The sequence below is a fragment of the Streptomyces sp. NPDC037273 genome (genome assembly GCF_055603625.1).
The window spans coordinates 240,033-255,855 of sequence record NZ_JBVJVO010000006.1 but is presented as its reverse complement, the minus strand read 5'-3'; the positions used below and the strand labels follow the sequence as shown (position 1 = coordinate 255,855).

General features: G+C 70.4%; 19 protein-coding genes. 10 read left to right on the top strand and 9 right to left on the bottom strand.

Annotation, left to right across the window (positions count from 1 at the left end; all coding sequences use genetic code 11):
* The first annotated feature begins 20 nt into the window (after positions 1-20).
* Genes ACZ7G1_RS18710 through rplI form a run of 3 tightly spaced genes read left to right on the top strand, consistent with a single transcriptional unit; the run spans position 21 to position 1,365 of the window.
* Entirely contained in the window at positions 21-608 is a 588-nt protein-coding gene (locus ACZ7G1_RS18710) for a single-stranded DNA-binding protein (protein ID WP_470880770.1), read from the top strand.
* A gap of 55 nt (positions 609-663) precedes the next feature.
* Positions 664-900 (top strand): 30S ribosomal protein S18, encoded by a 237-nt coding sequence (gene rpsR, locus ACZ7G1_RS18705; protein ID WP_005315025.1) that lies wholly within the window; start codon positions 664-666, stop codon positions 898-900.
* An 18-nt stretch (positions 901-918) separates the two neighbouring features.
* Positions 919-1,365 (top strand): 50S ribosomal protein L9, encoded by a 447-nt coding sequence (gene rplI / locus ACZ7G1_RS18700; protein WP_056565090.1) that lies wholly within the window; start codon positions 919-921, stop codon positions 1,363-1,365.
* 85 nt (positions 1,366-1,450) lie between these two features.
* Here rplI and ACZ7G1_RS18695 read toward each other — a convergent pair whose 3' ends face one another.
* Positions 1,451-2,788, bottom strand: coding sequence for an MATE family efflux transporter (locus ACZ7G1_RS18695; protein WP_470880771.1), 1,338 nt, complete (start codon positions 2,786-2,788; stop codon positions 1,451-1,453).
* Positions 2,789-3,211: 423 nt separating this feature from the next.
* Here ACZ7G1_RS18695 and dnaB point away from each other — a divergent pair, with 423 nt between their 5' ends.
* Complete coding sequence (gene dnaB, locus ACZ7G1_RS18690) at positions 3,212-4,705, top strand: replicative DNA helicase (protein ID WP_470880773.1); 1,494 nt, start codon at positions 3,212-3,214, stop codon at positions 4,703-4,705.
* A gap of 54 nt (positions 4,706-4,759) precedes the next feature.
* Positions 4,760-6,142 carry a serine hydrolase domain-containing protein gene (locus tag ACZ7G1_RS18685; protein ID WP_470880775.1) on the top strand — a complete coding sequence of 461 codons (1,383 nt, stop codon included), beginning with the start codon at positions 4,760-4,762 and terminating at the stop codon, positions 6,140-6,142.
* A gap of 129 nt (positions 6,143-6,271) precedes the next feature.
* Here the strand turns inward: ACZ7G1_RS18685 and ACZ7G1_RS18680 are convergent, their stop codons facing one another.
* The 3 genes from ACZ7G1_RS18680 to ACZ7G1_RS18670 all read right to left on the bottom strand — a co-directional run bounded on the left by ACZ7G1_RS18680 (position 6,272) and on the right by ACZ7G1_RS18670 (position 8,190).
* Complete coding sequence (locus tag ACZ7G1_RS18680) at positions 6,272-6,724, bottom strand: GNAT family N-acetyltransferase (protein ID WP_470880776.1); 453 nt, start codon at positions 6,722-6,724, stop codon at positions 6,272-6,274.
* Positions 6,725-6,765: 41 nt separating this feature from the next.
* Positions 6,766-7,224 (bottom strand): MarR family winged helix-turn-helix transcriptional regulator, encoded by a 459-nt coding sequence (locus ACZ7G1_RS18675; RefSeq protein ID WP_470880778.1) that lies wholly within the window; start codon positions 7,222-7,224, stop codon positions 6,766-6,768.
* Between the two features lie 102 nt (positions 7,225-7,326).
* A complete protein-coding gene (locus tag ACZ7G1_RS18670) occupies positions 7,327-8,190 on the bottom strand; it encodes a GNAT family N-acetyltransferase (RefSeq protein ID WP_470880779.1) in 864 nt (287 codons plus the stop codon).
* 102 nt (positions 8,191-8,292) lie between these two features.
* Here ACZ7G1_RS18670 and ACZ7G1_RS18665 point away from each other — a divergent pair, with 102 nt between their 5' ends.
* Complete coding sequence (locus tag ACZ7G1_RS18665; protein ID WP_470880834.1) at positions 8,293-8,946, top strand: HAD family hydrolase; 654 nt, start codon at positions 8,293-8,295, stop codon at positions 8,944-8,946.
* Between the two features lie 106 nt (positions 8,947-9,052).
* Positions 9,053-10,288, top strand: a complete 1,236-nt coding sequence (locus tag ACZ7G1_RS18660) for a globin domain-containing protein (RefSeq protein ID WP_470880780.1) — start codon at positions 9,053-9,055, stop codon at positions 10,286-10,288.
* Positions 10,289-10,303: 15 nt separating this feature from the next.
* Here the strand turns inward: ACZ7G1_RS18660 and ACZ7G1_RS18655 are convergent, their stop codons facing one another.
* From ACZ7G1_RS18655 to ACZ7G1_RS18635, 5 genes are all read right to left on the bottom strand, one after another.
* Positions 10,304-10,783 carry an NUDIX domain-containing protein gene (locus ACZ7G1_RS18655; RefSeq protein WP_470880781.1) on the bottom strand — a complete coding sequence of 160 codons (480 nt, stop codon included), beginning with the start codon at positions 10,781-10,783 and terminating at the stop codon, positions 10,304-10,306.
* Positions 10,784-10,818: 35 nt separating this feature from the next.
* Positions 10,819-11,715, bottom strand: a complete 897-nt coding sequence (locus ACZ7G1_RS18650) for a LysR family transcriptional regulator (protein WP_470880783.1) — start codon at positions 11,713-11,715, stop codon at positions 10,819-10,821.
* Between the two features lie 229 nt (positions 11,716-11,944).
* Positions 11,945-13,084, bottom strand: coding sequence for a cystathionine gamma-lyase (locus tag ACZ7G1_RS18645; RefSeq protein ID WP_470880785.1), 1,140 nt, complete (start codon positions 13,082-13,084; stop codon positions 11,945-11,947).
* On the bottom strand, positions 13,081-13,572 hold the full coding sequence (locus ACZ7G1_RS18640) for a low molecular weight protein-tyrosine-phosphatase (RefSeq protein ID WP_470880836.1): 492 nt from the start codon (positions 13,570-13,572) through the stop codon (positions 13,081-13,083). The genes ACZ7G1_RS18645 and ACZ7G1_RS18640 overlap by 4 nt, the downstream gene beginning before the upstream one ends.
* A 9-nt stretch (positions 13,573-13,581) precedes the next feature.
* Positions 13,582-13,959, bottom strand: coding sequence for a phage holin family protein (locus tag ACZ7G1_RS18635; protein WP_470880787.1), 378 nt, complete (start codon positions 13,957-13,959; stop codon positions 13,582-13,584).
* A gap of 52 nt (positions 13,960-14,011) precedes the next feature.
* Between ACZ7G1_RS18635 and ACZ7G1_RS18630 the strand changes: the two genes are divergently transcribed.
* The 3 genes from ACZ7G1_RS18630 (at position 14,012) to ACZ7G1_RS18620 (ending at position 15,816) form a co-directional block, all read left to right on the top strand.
* A complete protein-coding gene (locus ACZ7G1_RS18630) occupies positions 14,012-14,329 on the top strand; it encodes a cupin domain-containing protein (RefSeq protein WP_470880789.1) in 318 nt (105 codons plus the stop codon).
* Between the two features lie 260 nt (positions 14,330-14,589).
* Positions 14,590-14,808: a DUF5326 family protein gene (locus ACZ7G1_RS18625; RefSeq protein WP_470880838.1), complete on the top strand. Its 219-nt coding sequence runs from the start codon at positions 14,590-14,592 to the stop codon at positions 14,806-14,808.
* A gap of 270 nt (positions 14,809-15,078) precedes the next feature.
* Complete coding sequence (locus ACZ7G1_RS18620; protein ID WP_470880839.1) at positions 15,079-15,816, top strand: IclR family transcriptional regulator; 738 nt, start codon at positions 15,079-15,081, stop codon at positions 15,814-15,816.
* Positions 15,817-15,823 lie beyond the last annotated feature (7 nt).

Sequence of the window (15,823 nt, the reverse complement as noted above, 5' to 3'; positions counted from 1 at the left end):
ACCCGCCGAGAGGTTCCCCCATGGCAGGCGAGACCGTCATCACGGTCGTCGGCAATCTTGTCGACGACCCCGAGCTGCGCTTCACCCCGTCCGGTGCGGCGGTCGCGAAGTTCCGTATCGCGTCCACCCCCCGCACCTTCGACCGTCAGACCAATGAGTGGAAGGACGGCGAGAGCCTGTTCCTGACCTGCTCGGTCTGGCGTCAGGCGGCGGAGAACGTCGCCGAGTCGCTTCAGCGAGGCATGCGCGTCGTCGTGCAGGGCCGGCTGAAGCAGCGGTCCTACGAGGACCGTGAGGGCGTCAAGCGCACGGTCTACGAGCTGGACGTCGAGGAAGTCGGCCCCAGCCTCAAGAACGCCACGGCCAAGGTCACCAAGACCACCGGTCGCGGTGGCCAGGGTGGATACGGCGGCGGCGGCCAGCAGGCCGGCGGCGGTGGCGGCTGGGGTGGCAACTCCGGCGGAGCCCAGCAGGGTGGTGGCGGTGCTCCCGCCGACGACCCGTGGGCGACCGGCGGCGGTGCTCCCTCCGGCGGCCAGCAGCAGGGCGGCGGAGGCGGCTGGGGTGGAAACTCCGGCGGCGGCTACTCGGACGAGCCCCCCTTCTAGGCCTCGCCTGGAAGCAGCTCGTACCCCCACTTCTTGATCACACAGGAGAAACACCATGGCGAAGCCGCCTGTGCGCAAGCCTAAGAAGAAGGTCTGCGCGTTCTGCAAGGACAAGACCGCTTACGTGGACTACAAGGACACGAACATGCTGCGGAAGTTCATTTCCGACCGCGGCAAGATCCGTGCCCGCCGCGTTACCGGCAACTGCACGCAGCACCAGCGTGACGTCGCCACGGCCGTGAAGAACAGCCGTGAGATGGCGCTGCTGCCCTACACGTCCACCGCGCGATAAGGGAAGGGTGACCGAAAAATGAAGATCATCCTCACCCACGAGGTCTCCGGCCTCGGTGCCGCTGGCGACGTCGTCGACGTCAAGGACGGCTACGCTCGCAACTACCTGGTCCCGCGTGGTTTCGCGATCCGCTGGACCAAGGGTGGCGAGAAGGACGTGGCGCAGATCCGCCGCGCCCGCAAGATCCACGAGATCGCGACCATCGAGCAGGCCAACGAGATCAAGGCCCAGCTCGAGGGCACGAAGGTGCGCCTGGCCGTTCGCTCCGGCGACGCCGGCCGTCTCTTCGGCTCCGTGACCCCGGCCGACATCGCCTCGGCGATCAAGTCCGCGGGTGGCCCCGACGTCGACAAGCGTCGCGTCGAGCTCGGTTCGCCGATCAAGACCCTGGGCTCGCACCAGGTGTCCGTGCGACTGCACGCCGACGTTGCCGCGAAGCTCGGCGTCGAGATCGTCGCCGCGTAACGCTGCCGCCGGCGCATTGCGCTGAGCAGTGAGGAAGGGCCGCACCCCTCGGGGTACGGCCCTTCCGCTGTTTCACGTGAAACGTTCAGCGCGTGGCGCCCGTGACGATCCAGCGGCCGGAGCGGGTGCGCAGCCAGAGCGTCAGCATCCGCACCGTCATCATCAGCGTCATCGCCCACCAGAGGGCGGTCAGGCCTCCGCCGAGTGCCGGGATCAGCAGGGCGACCGGGGCGAAGACGGCCAGGGTCAGCAGCATGGCCCAGGCCAGGTAGGGGCCGTCTCCCGCACCCATCAGCACGCCGTCGAGGACGAAGACGACTCCTGAGATCGGCTGGGAGAGCGCGACCACCAGCAAGGCAGGCAACAGGGTGTCCTGGACCGTGGTGTCGCTGGTGAAGAGCGGGACGAACAGGGGCCGCGCGATGATGACCAGTGCGCCGAGGACCACGCCGGAGACCACGCCCCACTGGACCATGCGGCGGCAGACCTGGCGGGCGCCCTGGGCGTCGTCCGCGCCGAGATAGCGGCCGATGATGGCCTGGCCGGCGATGGCGATCGCGTCGAGGGCGAAGGCCATGAGGCTCCACAGGGACAGGATGATCTGGTGGGCGGCGACCTCGGCATCGCCCAGCCGGGCGGCGACGGCCGTCGCGATCATCAGCACGGCGCGGAGCGAGAGCGTGCGGACGAGCAGGGGGGCGCCGGCCTGCGCGGAGGCGCGGATGCCGGCCGCGTCGGGGCGGAGGGAGGCTCCGTGGCGGCGCGCGCCCCGCACGACCACGACGAGGTAGACGGCGGCCATGCCGTACTGGGCGATGACCGTGCCCCAGGCGGAGCCCGCGATGCCCAGACCGGCTCCGTAGACCAGCCCGAGGTTGAGCGCGGCGTTGGTCGCGAAGCCTCCGATGGCCACGTAGAGCGGTGTACGGGTGTCCTGGAGGCCGCGCAGGACGCCGGTGGCCGCCAGGACGACCAGCATCGCGGGGATCCCGAGGCTGGAGATCCTGAGGTAGGTGATCGCGTAGGGCGCGGCGGTGTCGGAGGCCCCGAAGACGTCGACGAGCCAGGGCGCGCTGGGGAGGGTCAGGGCGACGACGGCGGCGCCGAGCAGCAGCGCGAGCCAGATGCCGTCCATGCCCTGCCGGATGGCGGCCGGGAGGTCGCCCGCGCCGACGCGCCGAGAAACGGCGGCGGTGGTGGCGTAGGCGAGGAAGACGAAGACGCTGACGGCGGTGGAGAGCAGGGCGGCGGCGATCGCCAGGCCCGCGAGCTGGGGTGTGCCGAGGTGGCCGACGATGGCGCTGTCGACCATGAGGAAGAGCGGTTCGGCGACCAGTGCGCCGAACGCCGGCAGGGCGAGGGAGACGATCTCGCGGTCGTGCTGTCGACGGACGGCCTTGGAGGTCACGGGGGCCTGGGTCATGAGCTCAATCTAATCTTCCACAGGTAAGCGACGCAACGCATCTGGGGTCCTTACTTCGCGAGCCTGTGGGGCTTCGGGTGTGGGCCGTTTGTTCTGATCTTGATCCAGGGCGAGAACTTTTTCTCCCCCACAGCCCGTGGATGGAGAAACTGCAGGTCAGATGGGTGAGCCGGAGGGGGCTATGAGTTTGTCCACATGGCTGTCCCCCGATCCGTGCACAGGATCCGGGGAGTTCTCCACAGCATCTGGGCCTTCACCCACAGGGCCTGTGGATAACCAGATTGGCTGACGCTCCCCGCGGGCCTACCGTGGTTCGGCGCCCGACGCGCCAGAAGCGGTCGCAAAGCCACTCGTTGATCAAGCCCGTGGCGTAAGAAAGAGTGGCAGGGCGAGGTCCGCGGAGCGGACGGGAGGAGGTGCTTGGTGAGCATGACCGAGCCCATGGACGACCCTTGGGCCGACAGCGGACCGAGTGACCGGCTGCCCACCCGTACCCGCGGTGAAGGACGCGGCGAAGGACGTGGCCGCGGGCGCGGCCGGGACGACCAGCACGAGCGCGGCAGCGACGGACCCTGGGACGGCGGCCTCAACGGCTTCGAGCGCGTCCCCCCGCAGGACCTCGACGCCGAGCAGTCCGTGCTCGGCGGCATGCTGCTCTCCAAGGACGCCATCGCGGACGTCGTGGAGATCATCAAGGGCAACGACTTCTACAAGCCCGCCCACGAGACCGTCTACGCGGCGATCCTCGACCTCTACGCCAAGGGCGAGCCCGCCGACCCGATCACGGTCGGCGCCGAGCTCACCAAGCGCGGCGAGATCACCCGCGTCGGCGGCGCCTCCTACCTCCACACCCTGGTCCAGTCGGTACCGACCGCGGCCAACGCCTCGTACTACGCGGAGATCGTCCACGAGCGCGCCGTCCTGCGACGCCTCGTGGAGGCCGGCACCAAGATCACGCAGATGGGCTACGCGGCCGACGGCGACGTCGACGAGATCGTGAACTCCGCGCAGGCCGAGATCTACGCGGTCACCGAGCAGCGCACCACCGAGGACTACCTGCCGCTCGGCGACATCATGGAGGGGGCGCTCGACGAGATCGAGGCGATCGGCTCCCGCAGCGGCGAGATGACCGGTGTGCCCACCGGCTTCACCGACCTCGACTCGCTCACCAACGGTCTGCACCCCGGCCAGATGATCATCATCGCGGCCCGTCCCGCCATGGGTAAGTCGACCCTCGCCCTGGACTTCGCCCGGGCGGCGTCCATCAAGCACAACCTGCCCAGCGTCATCTTCTCCCTCGAAATGGGCCGCAACGAGATCGCGATGCGTCTGCTCTCGGCCGAGGCGCGCGTCGCGCTCCACCACATGCGCTCCGGCACGATGACCGACGAGGACTGGACGCGACTCGCCCGCCGCATGCCCGACGTCTCCCAGGCCCCGCTCTACATCGACGACTCGCCGAACCTGTCGATGATGGAGATCCGCGCCAAGTGCCGCCGGCTCAAGCAGCGCAACGGCCTCAAGCTCGTCATCATCGACTACCTGCAGCTCATGCAGTCCGGTGGCTCCAAGCGGCAGGAGAGCCGCCAGCAAGAGGTCTCCGACATGTCGCGAAACCTCAAGCTCCTCGCCAAGGAGCTGGAGCTCCCGGTCATCGCGCTCTCCCAGCTGAACCGTGGCCCCGAGCAGCGCACCGACAAGAAGCCGATGGTCTCCGACCTCCGAGAGTCGGGCTCGATCGAGCAGGACGCCGACATGGTCATCCTGTTGCACCGCGAGGACGCCTACGAGAAGGAGTCTCCGCGCGCCGGCGAGGCTGACATCATCGTGGGCAAGCACCGTAACGGTCCGACGGCCACGATCACGGTGGCCTTCCAGGGCCACTACTCCCGCTTCGTCGACATGGCACAGACCTGATCGGAGCACCGCGCCCCGGGAAGCTTCGTATGTGACAGGGCGTTGGATCGTTCCGTGACGACATCTTTCGAAGCTTTGCTGCCCGGTACCGAACGCGCTCTGCTGCACCGTGTGGCGGTGGCCCAGGCGGAAGGGCGGGCGCCGGCCCTCGTGGGGGCGGTGGTCCGCGAAGGCGCGGTGGTCTGGAGCGGGGCGCGCAGCTGCGTGGACGGGCACGCGCCGGACGCCGACACGCAGTTCAGGATCGGCTCGATCACCAAGGTGTTCACGGCCGTCCTGGTGCTGCGGCTGCGGGACGAGGGGCTCATCGGGCTCGATGATCCGCTGGAACGGCACCTCAAGGGGACGGCCGCCGGCGAGGTGACGATCGCTCAACTCCTCGGCCACAGCAGCGGCCTCGCCGCCGAGACGCCCGGAGCGTGGTGGGAGCGGTCGTCCGCGGAGCTGCGGCCGGAGCTCGCCGACGTGCTGGGGGAGAAGCCGTTCCTCCGGGCCCCGGGGCGCCGTCATCACTACTCCAACCCCGGTTACACGCTGCTCGGTTCGCTCGTCGAGGCGGTGCGCGGAGTGACCTGGGAGGAGGCGCTGCGGCGCGAGATCCTGGAGCCGCTGGGGATGGACCGGACGACGCTCGATCCCGTCGCCCCGCACGCGGGTGGCTGGGCGGTGCACCCCTGGGCCGACGTGATGCTGCCCGAACCGTCCGAGGACCTGGGGCTCATGGCTCCGGCCGGTCAGCTCTGGTCGACCGCCGCGGACCTGGGCCGGTTCGCCGCGTTCCTCGCGGCGGGCGACGAGCGGGTGCTCGGTGCGGCCACCGTGGCGGAGATGCGCGCGCCCGCGGCGGCCGTCGGCGAGGGTGACTGGGAGGGGAGCTACGGGCTCGGACTCCAGCTCCTGAACAAGGACGGCCGGACCCTGATCGGCCACACCGGCTCGCTCCCCGGCTTCGTCGCGTGTCTCTGGGTGAGCGTCGAGGACGGCCTGGCCGGTATCGCCCTCGCCAATGCCACCTCGGGGGTGCCGATCGCCGCCGTGGCCGCCGATCTCGTACGGATCGTGGCGGAGGCCGAGCCGAGGTTCCCGCAGCCGTGGCGCCCGCTGCCGGAGGCCGAGGTCGACCAGGAGCTCCTGTCGCTCACCGGGCCCTGGTACTGGGGGACGTACTCCTATGGGCTGCGGCTCGGTCCCGAGCGGAGCGTGGTGCTCGAACCCCTGCGGGGCATCGGCCGGCGGGCCCGCTTCCGCGCGCTGCCCGAGGGCGGCTGGGTCGGGCTGAACGGCTACTACGAGGGGGAGACGCTCCGGGTGGTACGGCGCGAGGACGGCAGCGTGAGCCATCTCGACCTCGGCTCGTTCGTCTTCACGCGGGAGCCGTACGCACCGGAGGACGCGGTGCCCGGCGGTGTCGACGAGGCGGGCTGGCGCGGCCTCTGAGCCCTCCGGCCGGCTGTTTCACGTGAAATAGCCGGCCGGGCCACCTGCGGCGCGCCCCGGGAAGGCGGTCGCGTGAGGCCACCTGCGGGCGCGTTCCGGGCAGGCGCCGTGCGCCACGTGCGGTCTGCCTCAGAGGCTCTTCTTGAAGCCCACGTGGGAGGCCTCGAAGCCGAGCCGCTCGTAGAAGCGGTGGGCGTCGGTGCGGGTGACGTCGGAGGTCAGCTGTACCAGCCGGCAGTCCTGACGGCCGGATTCTTCGACGGCCCACTCGATGAGCTGCGTCCCGAGGCCGCTGCCGCGCTCGTCGGCGTGGATGCGGACGCCCTCGATCACCGAGCGGGTGGTGCCCCGGCGGGAGAGCCCCGGGATCACCGTGAGCTGGAGGGTCCCGACGACCTTCTCGCCCCGGACGGCCACGACGACATGCTGGTGGGGGTCGTTCGCGAGGCGCTCGAAGGCCGTGAGGTAGGGGGCGAGGTCGTCGGGGGATTCCCGCTGCGCGCCCAGGGGGTCGTCGGCGAGCATCGCGACGATGGCCGGGAGGTCCTCCGCGGTGGCGGGGCGTATTGCAAGATCGCTCATGTCCCGCAGCGTACGCGCGGCCCCTCGGCTCCGCCGTCCGTTCAGGCGGGGACGCCCTCGCCCTCCAGGACCTGGACCAGCGGGGCGAGCTCCGGGTTCTTGGCGGCCTCGTCGAGCGCCTCGCGCAGCGCGCTGTCGTTGGTGGGGCGGGCCTCTTCGAGGAGCTTCAGGCCGGCCTCGGTGACATCCGTGTAGATCCCGCGGCGGTCGGTGGCGCAGAGGTACCGGGTCAGCAGTCCGCGGTCCTCGAGGCGGGTGACGAGCCGGGTGGTGGCGCTCTGGCTGAGCACCACGGCGTCGGCCACCTGCTTCATCTGGAGGTGGCCGCCGGGGCCGCTGTGCTGGCGGCTGAGGACGTCGAGGAGCGAGTACTCCCGCACGCTCAGACCGTGCCCGGACTCCAGCGCGCGCTCGAGGTGGGACTCGATCCGCCCGTGCAACAGGGAGAGGGCGCACCAGCGCTGGGAGAGTGCGGTGAGTGCGGGGTCCGTGGCGGTCATGATCTCCTCGGTCTCTCCTCGGTGGCGGAGCGGCTCCTGACCAGGGTAGTCGATGCGCCGCAATAATGCGCGCGTGCAAGTAAATCTGCCGGCGCTGTGCGGCTACCCGGCCGCGACCGTCAGCGGTGCGAAGCGGCGACGCCAGTCGCCGGGGAGGTCGGGCAGGGACCGGACCATCACCGCGTTCGTGGCGATCGAGTCGATGCCGTTCTCCTTCACCCAGCGCAGGAGGGCCGTGTGCCGTACGTCGATGTCGGTGCGCAGCGGACGGTCGGTGGCCGCGGCCAGCGAGGCGATCAGGGCCTGGGCCGTGCCCGGATCGCGGGCGATCAGGGGTCCGACGACATGGGTGTCCATGTTGGGCCAGGCCGCCGCGAAGCCCGTGATCTCACCGTCCTCCTCCGCGACCCGGAGGTGGTCGGCGAAGGCGGGGAGCCGGGTGATGACGGCCGTGCGGTCCAGGCCGAAGACCTCGCGGTCCAGGCGCAGGATCGCCTGGAGGTCCTCCGCCGTCGCGGGACGGACCGGAACGTCGGGAGCGGGCGTGTTGAACGTGAAGCGCCCGCGGACCATCTCCGCCCGGCCCGTCTCCACGAAGCCGAGCTCCTCGTACAGCGGCTGTCCGTTCGCCGTGGCGTGGAGGGTGAGCGGGGTGTCGCCGGCCTCGGCCAGGACGTGCCGCATGAGCCGGCGGCCCACGCCTTGGCGCGCGTACCGCTCGGCGACCAGCACCATGCCGATCGCCGCGAGACCGGGGCCGTACGAGGTGACCACGCAGCCGGCGACGAGTCCGGTGCCGGAGGGGTCGTCGATGCCGTAGCCGGTGCCCGCGGTGAGCAGGAATCCCCACTTGTGCTCCTCGCGTGGCCATCCCCGGTTCTCGGAGAGGTCGGCGCAGGAGAGGAGGTCGTCCGCGGTGAGGCGCCGGATGGGGAGCTGTGCGAGGGGGGTGGGGGCGATCGGCATGCCTTTCAGGCTGTCCGAAGCGTCGATCCTCCGTCCACTGCTTTACCGGATCCGGCCGATCTCGGGAGGGGGCATTGCCTCCGTCCCGTGGCACGTCGGACGATGTTTCACGTGAAACCCTCCGCACCGCGCCTGCATCTCTTCGATCTCGACGGCACCCTGATCCGGGGGTCGGCGGCCGCGGTGGAGATCTCCCGCCAATTGGGTCTCGTCGAGGAGATCGACGCTCTGGAGCGGGGTTTCCTCCAGGGCCTCACGCCGGACGAGTTCGCCGTGCGGGCGCGGGCCCTCTGGTCCGAGCTCACACCGGAGCAGGTCACGTCGGCGTTCGAGGGGGCTCCGTGGCTGGCCGGGATCCGGGAGGTCTGGGCGGACATCAGGGCCCGGGGTGAACGCTGCGCGGTCATCTCGCTGTCGCCCGACTTCTTCGTCGAGCGGCTGCTGGGGTGGGGGGTCGACACGGTGCACGGATCGGCCTGGCCGTCCGTGCCCTTCCGCGAGCCCATTCACCGGCCCGGCATCCTCGACGCCGCGGCGAAGGTGCGGATCGCACGGGAGCTCTGCGCGGGGTACGGGATGGAGCCGGCCGACTGTGTCGCGTACGGGGATTCGATGTCCGACGCGCAGCTCTTCGCGCTCGTGCCGGACACCGTGGCCGTGAACGCCGACCACCATCTCGCCGGCCTGTCCCGTCACAGCTATACGGGAGGGGACCTGCGCGAGGCCTACGCCCTGGTCCGAAACAGCGCAGCTTAGCCAGAAACCCGGCTCTATGGCCCGAGAACTCCGCTTTCCGTCCGCGCCGCCGCACCGAAGCGCCATGCTGCGGACACGGAAGCCGGTCAGCGCGAGGGCGAGGCACATGATGGATGCTCCGACCACCACGACGGCCGCAGAGCACGCGGACCGAACGGAGCCCGGGGAGGCGTACGAACCCGGGGAGGAACCGGAGGCGGCAGGCAAGGAACCGCGAATACCGGCGGGAGGCTCCGGGGACGCGGTCCTGGTCCGCCGCACCCTGGCGGAGATCGCGCCGATCGCCGACAAGGTGACCTCGTACTTCTACGCCCTGCTCTTCGTCCGGAACCCCGAGGTGCGGGACATGTTCCCGGTAGCCATGGACACCCAGCGGGACCGGCTCCTGAAGGCGCTCCTGACCGCGGCCGAGCACATGGACGACGTACCGATCCTCACCGCGTACCTCCAGAACCTCGGCCGGGGCCACCGTAAGTACGGCACCCGCGCGGCGCACTACCCGGCCGTCGGCGAGGCGCTCATCGGCGCGCTCACCCGGTACGCGACGGAGAGCTGGGACGAGGAGACGGAAGCGGCCTGGGTCCGCACGTACACGACGATCTCCCAGATCATGATCGACGCGGCGGCGGAGAACGAGCAGACCGCACCGGCCTGGTGGCACGCCGAGGTGGTCTCGCACGATCTGCGCACCCCGGACGTCGCCGTCGTGACGCTCAGACCCGACCAGCCGTACCCGTTCCTCGCGGGGCAGTACACGACGCTGGAGACGCCGTGGTGGCCCCGGATCTGGCGGCACTACTCCTTCGCCTCGGCGCCCCGGCCCGACGGACTGCTGTCCCTCCATGTGAAGGCGGTTCCGGCCGGCTGGGTGTCCAACGCGCTGGTCCACCGGGCCCGGCCCGGGGACGTGCTGCGTCTCGGCCCGCCCGCCGGCTCGATGACGGTCGACCACGCCACCGACACCGGTCTGCTCTGCCTCGGCGGCGGCACCGGGATAGCGCCGATCAAGGCCCTCGTCGAGGACGTGGCCGAGCACGGCGACCGGCGCCCGGTCGACGTCTTCTACGGGGCGCGCCACGACCACGACCTCTACGACATCGACACGATGCTGAGGCTCCAGAAGACCTTCCCCTGGCTCTCCGTCCACCCGGTCACCGAGGAACAGGGGCGGCTCCCGGAGGCCGTCCGCCGCTACGGCCCCTGGAACGAACGCGACGCCTATCTCTCGGGACCGCTCGGCATGGTCAGACAGGGCGTGGACGTGCTGCGCGGGGCGGGCGTCCCGTCGGAACGCATCCGCCACGACTTCCTGGCCGAGCTGGCCCCGGCGGCCACCGGCTGAGCCCCCCCGCGCGGACTAGCCCAGGTCGGGGGCGTGCATCGCGCGGACGCCCTCGATGTTCCCGTCGAGGTAGTGGCGCAGGGAGAGCGGGACGAGGTGCACGGCGGCGATGCCGACCCGGCTGAAGGGCACCCGGACGATCTCGTACTCGCCGACGGGCTCGTCCATCTCGGGGCCGTGCCGCAGGGCGGTGTCCATGGAGCCGAGGCGGCAGACGAAGAAGTGCTGGACCTTCACCCCGGAGACCCCGCCGTCGACGATGTGCTCGACGGTGTCGACGAAGCAGGGCACCACGTCGGTGATCTTGGCGCCGAGCTCCTCGTGCACCTCGCGGTGCAGGGCCTCGACGACGGTGGAGTCGGAGGGTTCCACGCCACCGCCGGGCGTGAGCCAGTAGGGATCCATCCCCGGCTTGGTGCGCTTGATGAGGATGAGGTCGTCCCCGTCGAGCAGGATGGCGCGTGCGGTGCGCTTGATCACGGGCCGTTCGTTCATGGGAAGAAAATGGCCCGTTCAGCGTGTCCTGAAACTCACCACGCCGCCGCGGCCCGCAACAGTTCCTCGTGGGCCCGGGCGAGGGGGGACAGTGCGAGCGTGCCCGTGCGCGCGACCAGGAAGTAGGTCCGCAGCGGGGGGACCGGCGGATCGAGCAGTGCCACGAGCCGCCCGTGCGCCAGGTCCTCCTCGCACAGATAGCGCGGCAGGACGGCCAGACCGGCACCGGAGACGGCGGAGTCCCTGACCGCCCGCAGATCGGGGGCGATCACGGTCGCGGCGGCGGCCGGTTTGGTGTCGAGGACCGTGGCCCAGTAGCGGGAGACGAACGGCAGCGATTCGTGGACCTCCACCACCGGAAGTTGTTCGAGCACCAGCGAGCCCTTGCCGAGCAGCAGGTCGGGGGAGAGCCGGGCTGCCCAGCGTTCCGCCGCGACCAGGACGTGTTCCTCGTCGCAGAGCGGGGTGGAGACGAAGAGCCCGCCGCGGGGGCGGGCGGTGGTGACGGCCAGATCGTGGTGGCCCGCGGCGAGCCCGTCCAGGACCTCCCCGGTGTTGCCGGGGAACGAGGTGCGCACGGCGAGGCCCTGGGAGACCAGCGGGGTGAGGGCGGGCAGCACGCGGAGCGAGGTGAACTCCGGTGGCCCGGCGATGTGGAGGGTGCGGGTGCCGCCCTGCTCGCCGAGCCCGGTCTCGGCGATCTCGACCAGGGCGTCCAGGTGGGGCGCGGCGCGGTGGGCCAGCTCGTCGCCGACGGTGGTGGGGGTGACGCCCCGTGCCTGTCTCAGGAAGAGCGGCCGGCCCAGTTGCCGTTCGAGTGTCCGGATCTGACTGGTGACGGCCGGCTGCGAGAGGCCGAGGAGGGCGGCGGCGCGGGTGAAGGAGCCGGCCCGGTGCACCGCGACGAAGGTGCGCAGCAGGGCCAGATCCATGTCCGCCCCCTCCCGGCCATGCGGCCGTTCGACTCAGGCGGTCGGCTGACTGCGCCTCAGGAACGTCCAACTATAAATAAGTCGATAGGTCTCTGTCGCTACCGTGATTGGACACTGACGCACAGTCAACTAGCCTTGTTCAGGCGGTCTCCGCGCGTGGAACCGAGGCGTTCCGAGCCACGAGGGGGGAGGCTCGGAGCGCCTCGTTCCGTCGGTCCGCGCCCTGCTCTCAGCCGGCGGCGCCGGCCTCGTCGAGGGCCCGCAGGACGTCGGCGATCAGGTCCTCCGGATCCTCGGCTCCCACCGAGAACCGGATGAAGCCCTCCGCCACCGCGTCCCCGCCCCAGCGTCCGCGCCGCTCCGCCGTGGAGCGCAGGCCGCCGAAGCTGGTGGCGTCGTCCACGAGCCGCAGCTCCTCCAGGAACCGTTCCGCCCGCTTCCGGTCCGCCAGTTCGAACGAGACCACCGGACCGAAGCGCCGCATCTGCCGGGCGGCCACCGCGTGCGAGGGGTCGCCGGGCAGTCCCGGGTAGCGCAGTCCGGTCACGTCCGCACGCTCGGCGAGTGCCCGCGCGAGGGGCAGGGCGGTGGAGCACTGCCGGTCGATCCGCAGCTGGAGCGTGGCGAGCGAACGGTGGGCGAGCCAGGCCTCCATGGGGCCCGGGATCGCACCGACGATCTTGCGCCAGCGCCGTACCTCCGCGGCCCGCCCGGGATCGCGGCAGCTGACGTGACCGAGCAGGATGTCGCCGTGGCCGGTCATGCCCTTGGTGTCACTGGCGACGGAGAAGTCCGCGCCCAGTTCGAGGGGGCGCTGCCCGAGCGGGGTGGCGAGGGTGTTGTCGACGGCCACGAGCGCCCCCGCGGCACGCGCCTCGGCCACCATGCGGCGGATGTCGCAGACGTCGAGCCCGGGGTTGGACGGGCTCTCGATCCACAGCAGCCGCGCCCCTTCGAGTACGGCGAGCTGGCCGTCGCCGCCGGTCGGCGCGGTGCGGACCTCGACGCCGTAGGCGCGCAGCTGCTCGTGCAGCAGCGGCAGGGCCTGGTAGCCGTCGGACGGCAGAACCACCGCGTCGCCGGCCTTCAGCTGGGAGAAGAGGACGGCCGAGATCGCGGCCATCCCGGAGGCGAAGACCAGCGTCTCGACGCCCTCCTCCCCCGGTGCCTCCAGCTCGCCGATCGCCCGCTCCAGATGGGTCCAGGTGGGGTTCTCGTCACGGCCGTACGCGTATCCGCCGGTCGGCTCGCCCGGCAGGTGGAAGTGGGCGGCGAAGACCGGTCCCGGCAGGGTCGGTTCGTACTTCACCGGTTCGGGCAGCCCGGCCCGTACGGCGCGGGTGCCGTCGCCGTGGGCGTGGTCGGTCATGGTGTCCGGTCCTCCAGTTCCGCGCGGATGGCGTCGAGCAGGCCTTCGCTCGCCGCCTCCACCATCTCCAGGCATTCCTCGAAGCCCTGGCGGCCCCCGTAGTAGGGGTCGGGGACGTCCAGGCCCGCGCCGGCGGCCGGGTCGTAGGAGCGCAGCAGCCGTATCCGGTCGGCTTCGTCGGTCGTGCGGGCCAGGGCGCGGAGCTCTCGCAGGTGGCCTTCGTCGAGCGCGATCACCAGGTCGAGGTCCGAGAACCAGGAGGCCCGGAACTGCCGGGCGGTGTGCGCCGAGGTGTAGCCGTTGTCCTGGAGGACGGCGACGGTGCGCGGGTCGGCGTCGTCGCCCTCGTGCCAGCCTCCGGTGCCCGCGCTGTCGATCTCCACGGTCTCGCCGAGGCCGGCGTCCTCCACGTGGCGGCGGAAGACGTGCTCGGCCATCGGCGAGCGGCAGATGTTGCCGGTGCAGACGAAGCAGACGCGGTAGGTCACGGTCCCCACTCAGTCACCGTCGGGGAGCACGACGTTCAGCGCCCACGAGACGACGGAGATGATCAGGCCGCCGAGGACGGCCGTCCAGAAGCCCTCCACGTGGAAGCTGAGGTCGAACTGGTCGGCCAGCCACGACGTGAGGAGCAGCATCAGGGCGTTGACCACCAGGGTGATCAGGCCGAGGGTCAGGATGAAGAGGGGAAGTGTCAGCAGCTTCACGATCGGCTTGACCACGAAGTTCACGAGCCCGAAGACGAGGGCGACGAGAATGAGGGTCCAGGCCTTCTTGGCGGTGCTGTCACCGGTCAGGGTGATGTCCTGGAGCAGCCAGATGGCGACTGCCAGGGCGCCCGCGTTCGCGAGCGTCTTGACTACGAAATTCTTCATGTGTCTGATCGTGGCAGAGATGATCGGGCCGAGGGCAGGGGCAGGACGGACGATGAAGGCATTCCGACTGGACGAACTGGAAGCGGAGCGCGCCGCGAACGACGGTGCGTACCTCCAGTTCCTGCGTGAGCGGAACATGTCGGTGGGTCTGTACGCGCTGGATGCCGGGGCGCTCGATCCGCAGCAGCCGCACGGCCAGGACGAGGTGTACTTCGTGGTGAGCGGCCGGGCGTCGATCACGGTCGGGGCGGAGACGACCCAGGTGGCGCGCGGCAGCGTGGTCTATGTGCCGGCCGGGGTGGAGCACAAGTTCCACCACATCAGCGAGGACCTGCGGGTGATGGTGGTCTTCTCCCCGCCGGAGGGCTGACCCCGGAGCCCGGGCCTGGCGGCACCGGGCGTCCAGCGGACAGAGCACCCCGGGAAGCCCGGAAGCCCGGAAGCCCGGAAGCCCGGAAGCCCGGAAGCCCGGGAGCCCGGGAGCTGAGGGTTCCGGGGCCGGAGCCCCTAGGGGTCGGATCAGGGGAGAGCGGGGGCCGCGGGGCCCCCGTGGCGCTTTCCCGGCACCTAGCCTTGAGGATGTTCGGCGCGGAGCGCGCGGAGCGGTTCTTCGAGAGCGAGGTAGGGACGATGGCCGTACAGGAGATCTTCGCGGGGATGCCCTGGTGGGTGAAGTGGGTCGCGATACCCGCGCTGGCCCTGCTCGTCTTCGGCGGGCTGATCACGAGCGTCCTGGCCTTCGTGGTCGGACTGCTCTTCAAGGTGCTGCTGTTCGTCGCCCTGGTCGCCGGACTGATCTACGTCGTACGGAAGTTCAGTTCTTCCAGCGGCTCGCGTGAGGACTGGTAGCACAAGCTACTCATCGGTATGAAGCCGACGGAGGGTATTAGCCCGCGCGGGGGAACGCGCTGGTCGAATCAGGGCATGGGCCCAGGGGCTGCCACTACAGTGGAATCTCTCCGCCGTGTTGGGGACTACGGGCCTAGACCTCCGTACTGACCAGCGGTTCCCCTGGCCCGGCGGGCGCGCGGGGGCGGCCCCCGCGGGCGGATGCAGTGCATCCGTCGTCACGCCTGGGGGTGACCTTTGGCCACGGTTACGCAGACGGCTGCGCCTACCCTGATCGGTTCGGTGCAGCGAGCGCTGAGACTTCTGGAGGCCGTCGCCTCCCACGCCGACGGCGCTCCGGCCAAACAGCTCGCCCGTGAGACGGGCCTCCCGCTTCCCACCACGTACCACCTGCTCCGCACCCTGACGCACGAGGGCTATCTGCGCCGTGAGAAGGGTGTGTTCGTCCTGGGCGACGCCGCCGTCCGACTGGCCGGCGGCGGAGATGTGCAGAATCGTCGCATCAAGATCGAAGACTCCCTTGCCCGCTGGCGGGACGAGATCGGTGTGCCCGTCTACTTCGCCCTCTACCGCGAGGGCGAGATCGAGCTCGTCGCCGTGGCCGACACCCCCTCCGCCCCCGCAGTGGAGGAGTGGGCCGACTTCCGGGAGACCGGACATGCCCACGCGATCGGCCAATGTCTGCTGAGTCAACTCGATCTGAAATCTCGTCAAGACCACCTTGACCGCCACCCGGTGGAAGCCATCACTCCGTACACGGTGCGTAACCGGCGCGTCCTTTTGGAACGTTTGGGTGGTTTGGGGCGAATGGAACCCCTGGTAGAGCGTCAGGAATATGCGCTCGGCACGGTCTGCGCCGCGATCCCCATTACGGCGGGCTCCGCGGCCGGGGCCATGGCCATTTCCCTCCCCCTCCACCAGCAAGAACGGTTGCTCCCGGCAGTCGAGCGACTACGCACGGAGATCGGAAGGCTCTTCAGCTCCCTCGCGTTCTCTATCAGTATCTGAAAAATCA

What these genes read in the sequence shown, in the direction of transcription:
- ACZ7G1_RS18660 (WP_470880780.1), top strand. Translation starts at nt 9,053, where the DNA reads ATGATGGATGCTCCGACCACCACGACGGCCGCAGAGCACGCGGACCGA.
- ACZ7G1_RS18675 (WP_470880778.1), bottom strand. Translation starts at nt 7,224, where the DNA reads ATGACCGCCACGGACCCCGCACTCACCGCACTCTCCCAGCGCTGGTGC.
- rpsR (WP_005315025.1), top strand. Translation starts at nt 664, where the DNA reads ATGGCGAAGCCGCCTGTGCGCAAGCCTAAGAAGAAGGTCTGCGCGTTC.
- ACZ7G1_RS18635 (WP_470880787.1), bottom strand. Translation starts at nt 13,959, where the DNA reads ATGAAGAATTTCGTAGTCAAGACGCTCGCGAACGCGGGCGCCCTGGCA.
- ACZ7G1_RS18650 (WP_470880783.1), bottom strand. Translation starts at nt 11,715, where the DNA reads ATGGATCTGGCCCTGCTGCGCACCTTCGTCGCGGTGCACCGGGCCGGC.
- rplI (WP_056565090.1), top strand. Translation starts at nt 919, where the DNA reads ATGAAGATCATCCTCACCCACGAGGTCTCCGGCCTCGGTGCCGCTGGC.
- ACZ7G1_RS18645 (WP_470880785.1), bottom strand. Translation starts at nt 13,084, where the DNA reads ATGACCGACCACGCCCACGGCGACGGCACCCGCGCCGTACGGGCCGGG.
- ACZ7G1_RS18625 (WP_470880838.1), top strand. Translation starts at nt 14,590, where the DNA reads ATGGCCGTACAGGAGATCTTCGCGGGGATGCCCTGGTGGGTGAAGTGG.
- ACZ7G1_RS18670 (WP_470880779.1), bottom strand. Translation starts at nt 8,190, where the DNA reads ATGCCGATCGCCCCCACCCCCCTCGCACAGCTCCCCATCCGGCGCCTC.
- ACZ7G1_RS18655 (WP_470880781.1), bottom strand. Translation starts at nt 10,783, where the DNA reads ATGAACGAACGGCCCGTGATCAAGCGCACCGCACGCGCCATCCTGCTC.
- ACZ7G1_RS18710 (WP_470880770.1), top strand. Translation starts at nt 21, where the DNA reads ATGGCAGGCGAGACCGTCATCACGGTCGTCGGCAATCTTGTCGACGAC.
- ACZ7G1_RS18695 (WP_470880771.1), bottom strand. Translation starts at nt 2,788, where the DNA reads ATGACCCAGGCCCCCGTGACCTCCAAGGCCGTCCGTCGACAGCACGAC.
- ACZ7G1_RS18680 (WP_470880776.1), bottom strand. Translation starts at nt 6,724, where the DNA reads ATGAGCGATCTTGCAATACGCCCCGCCACCGCGGAGGACCTCCCGGCC.
- ACZ7G1_RS18665 (WP_470880834.1), top strand. Translation starts at nt 8,293, where the DNA reads ATGTTTCACGTGAAACCCTCCGCACCGCGCCTGCATCTCTTCGATCTC.
- ACZ7G1_RS18630 (WP_470880789.1), top strand. Translation starts at nt 14,012, where the DNA reads ATGAAGGCATTCCGACTGGACGAACTGGAAGCGGAGCGCGCCGCGAAC.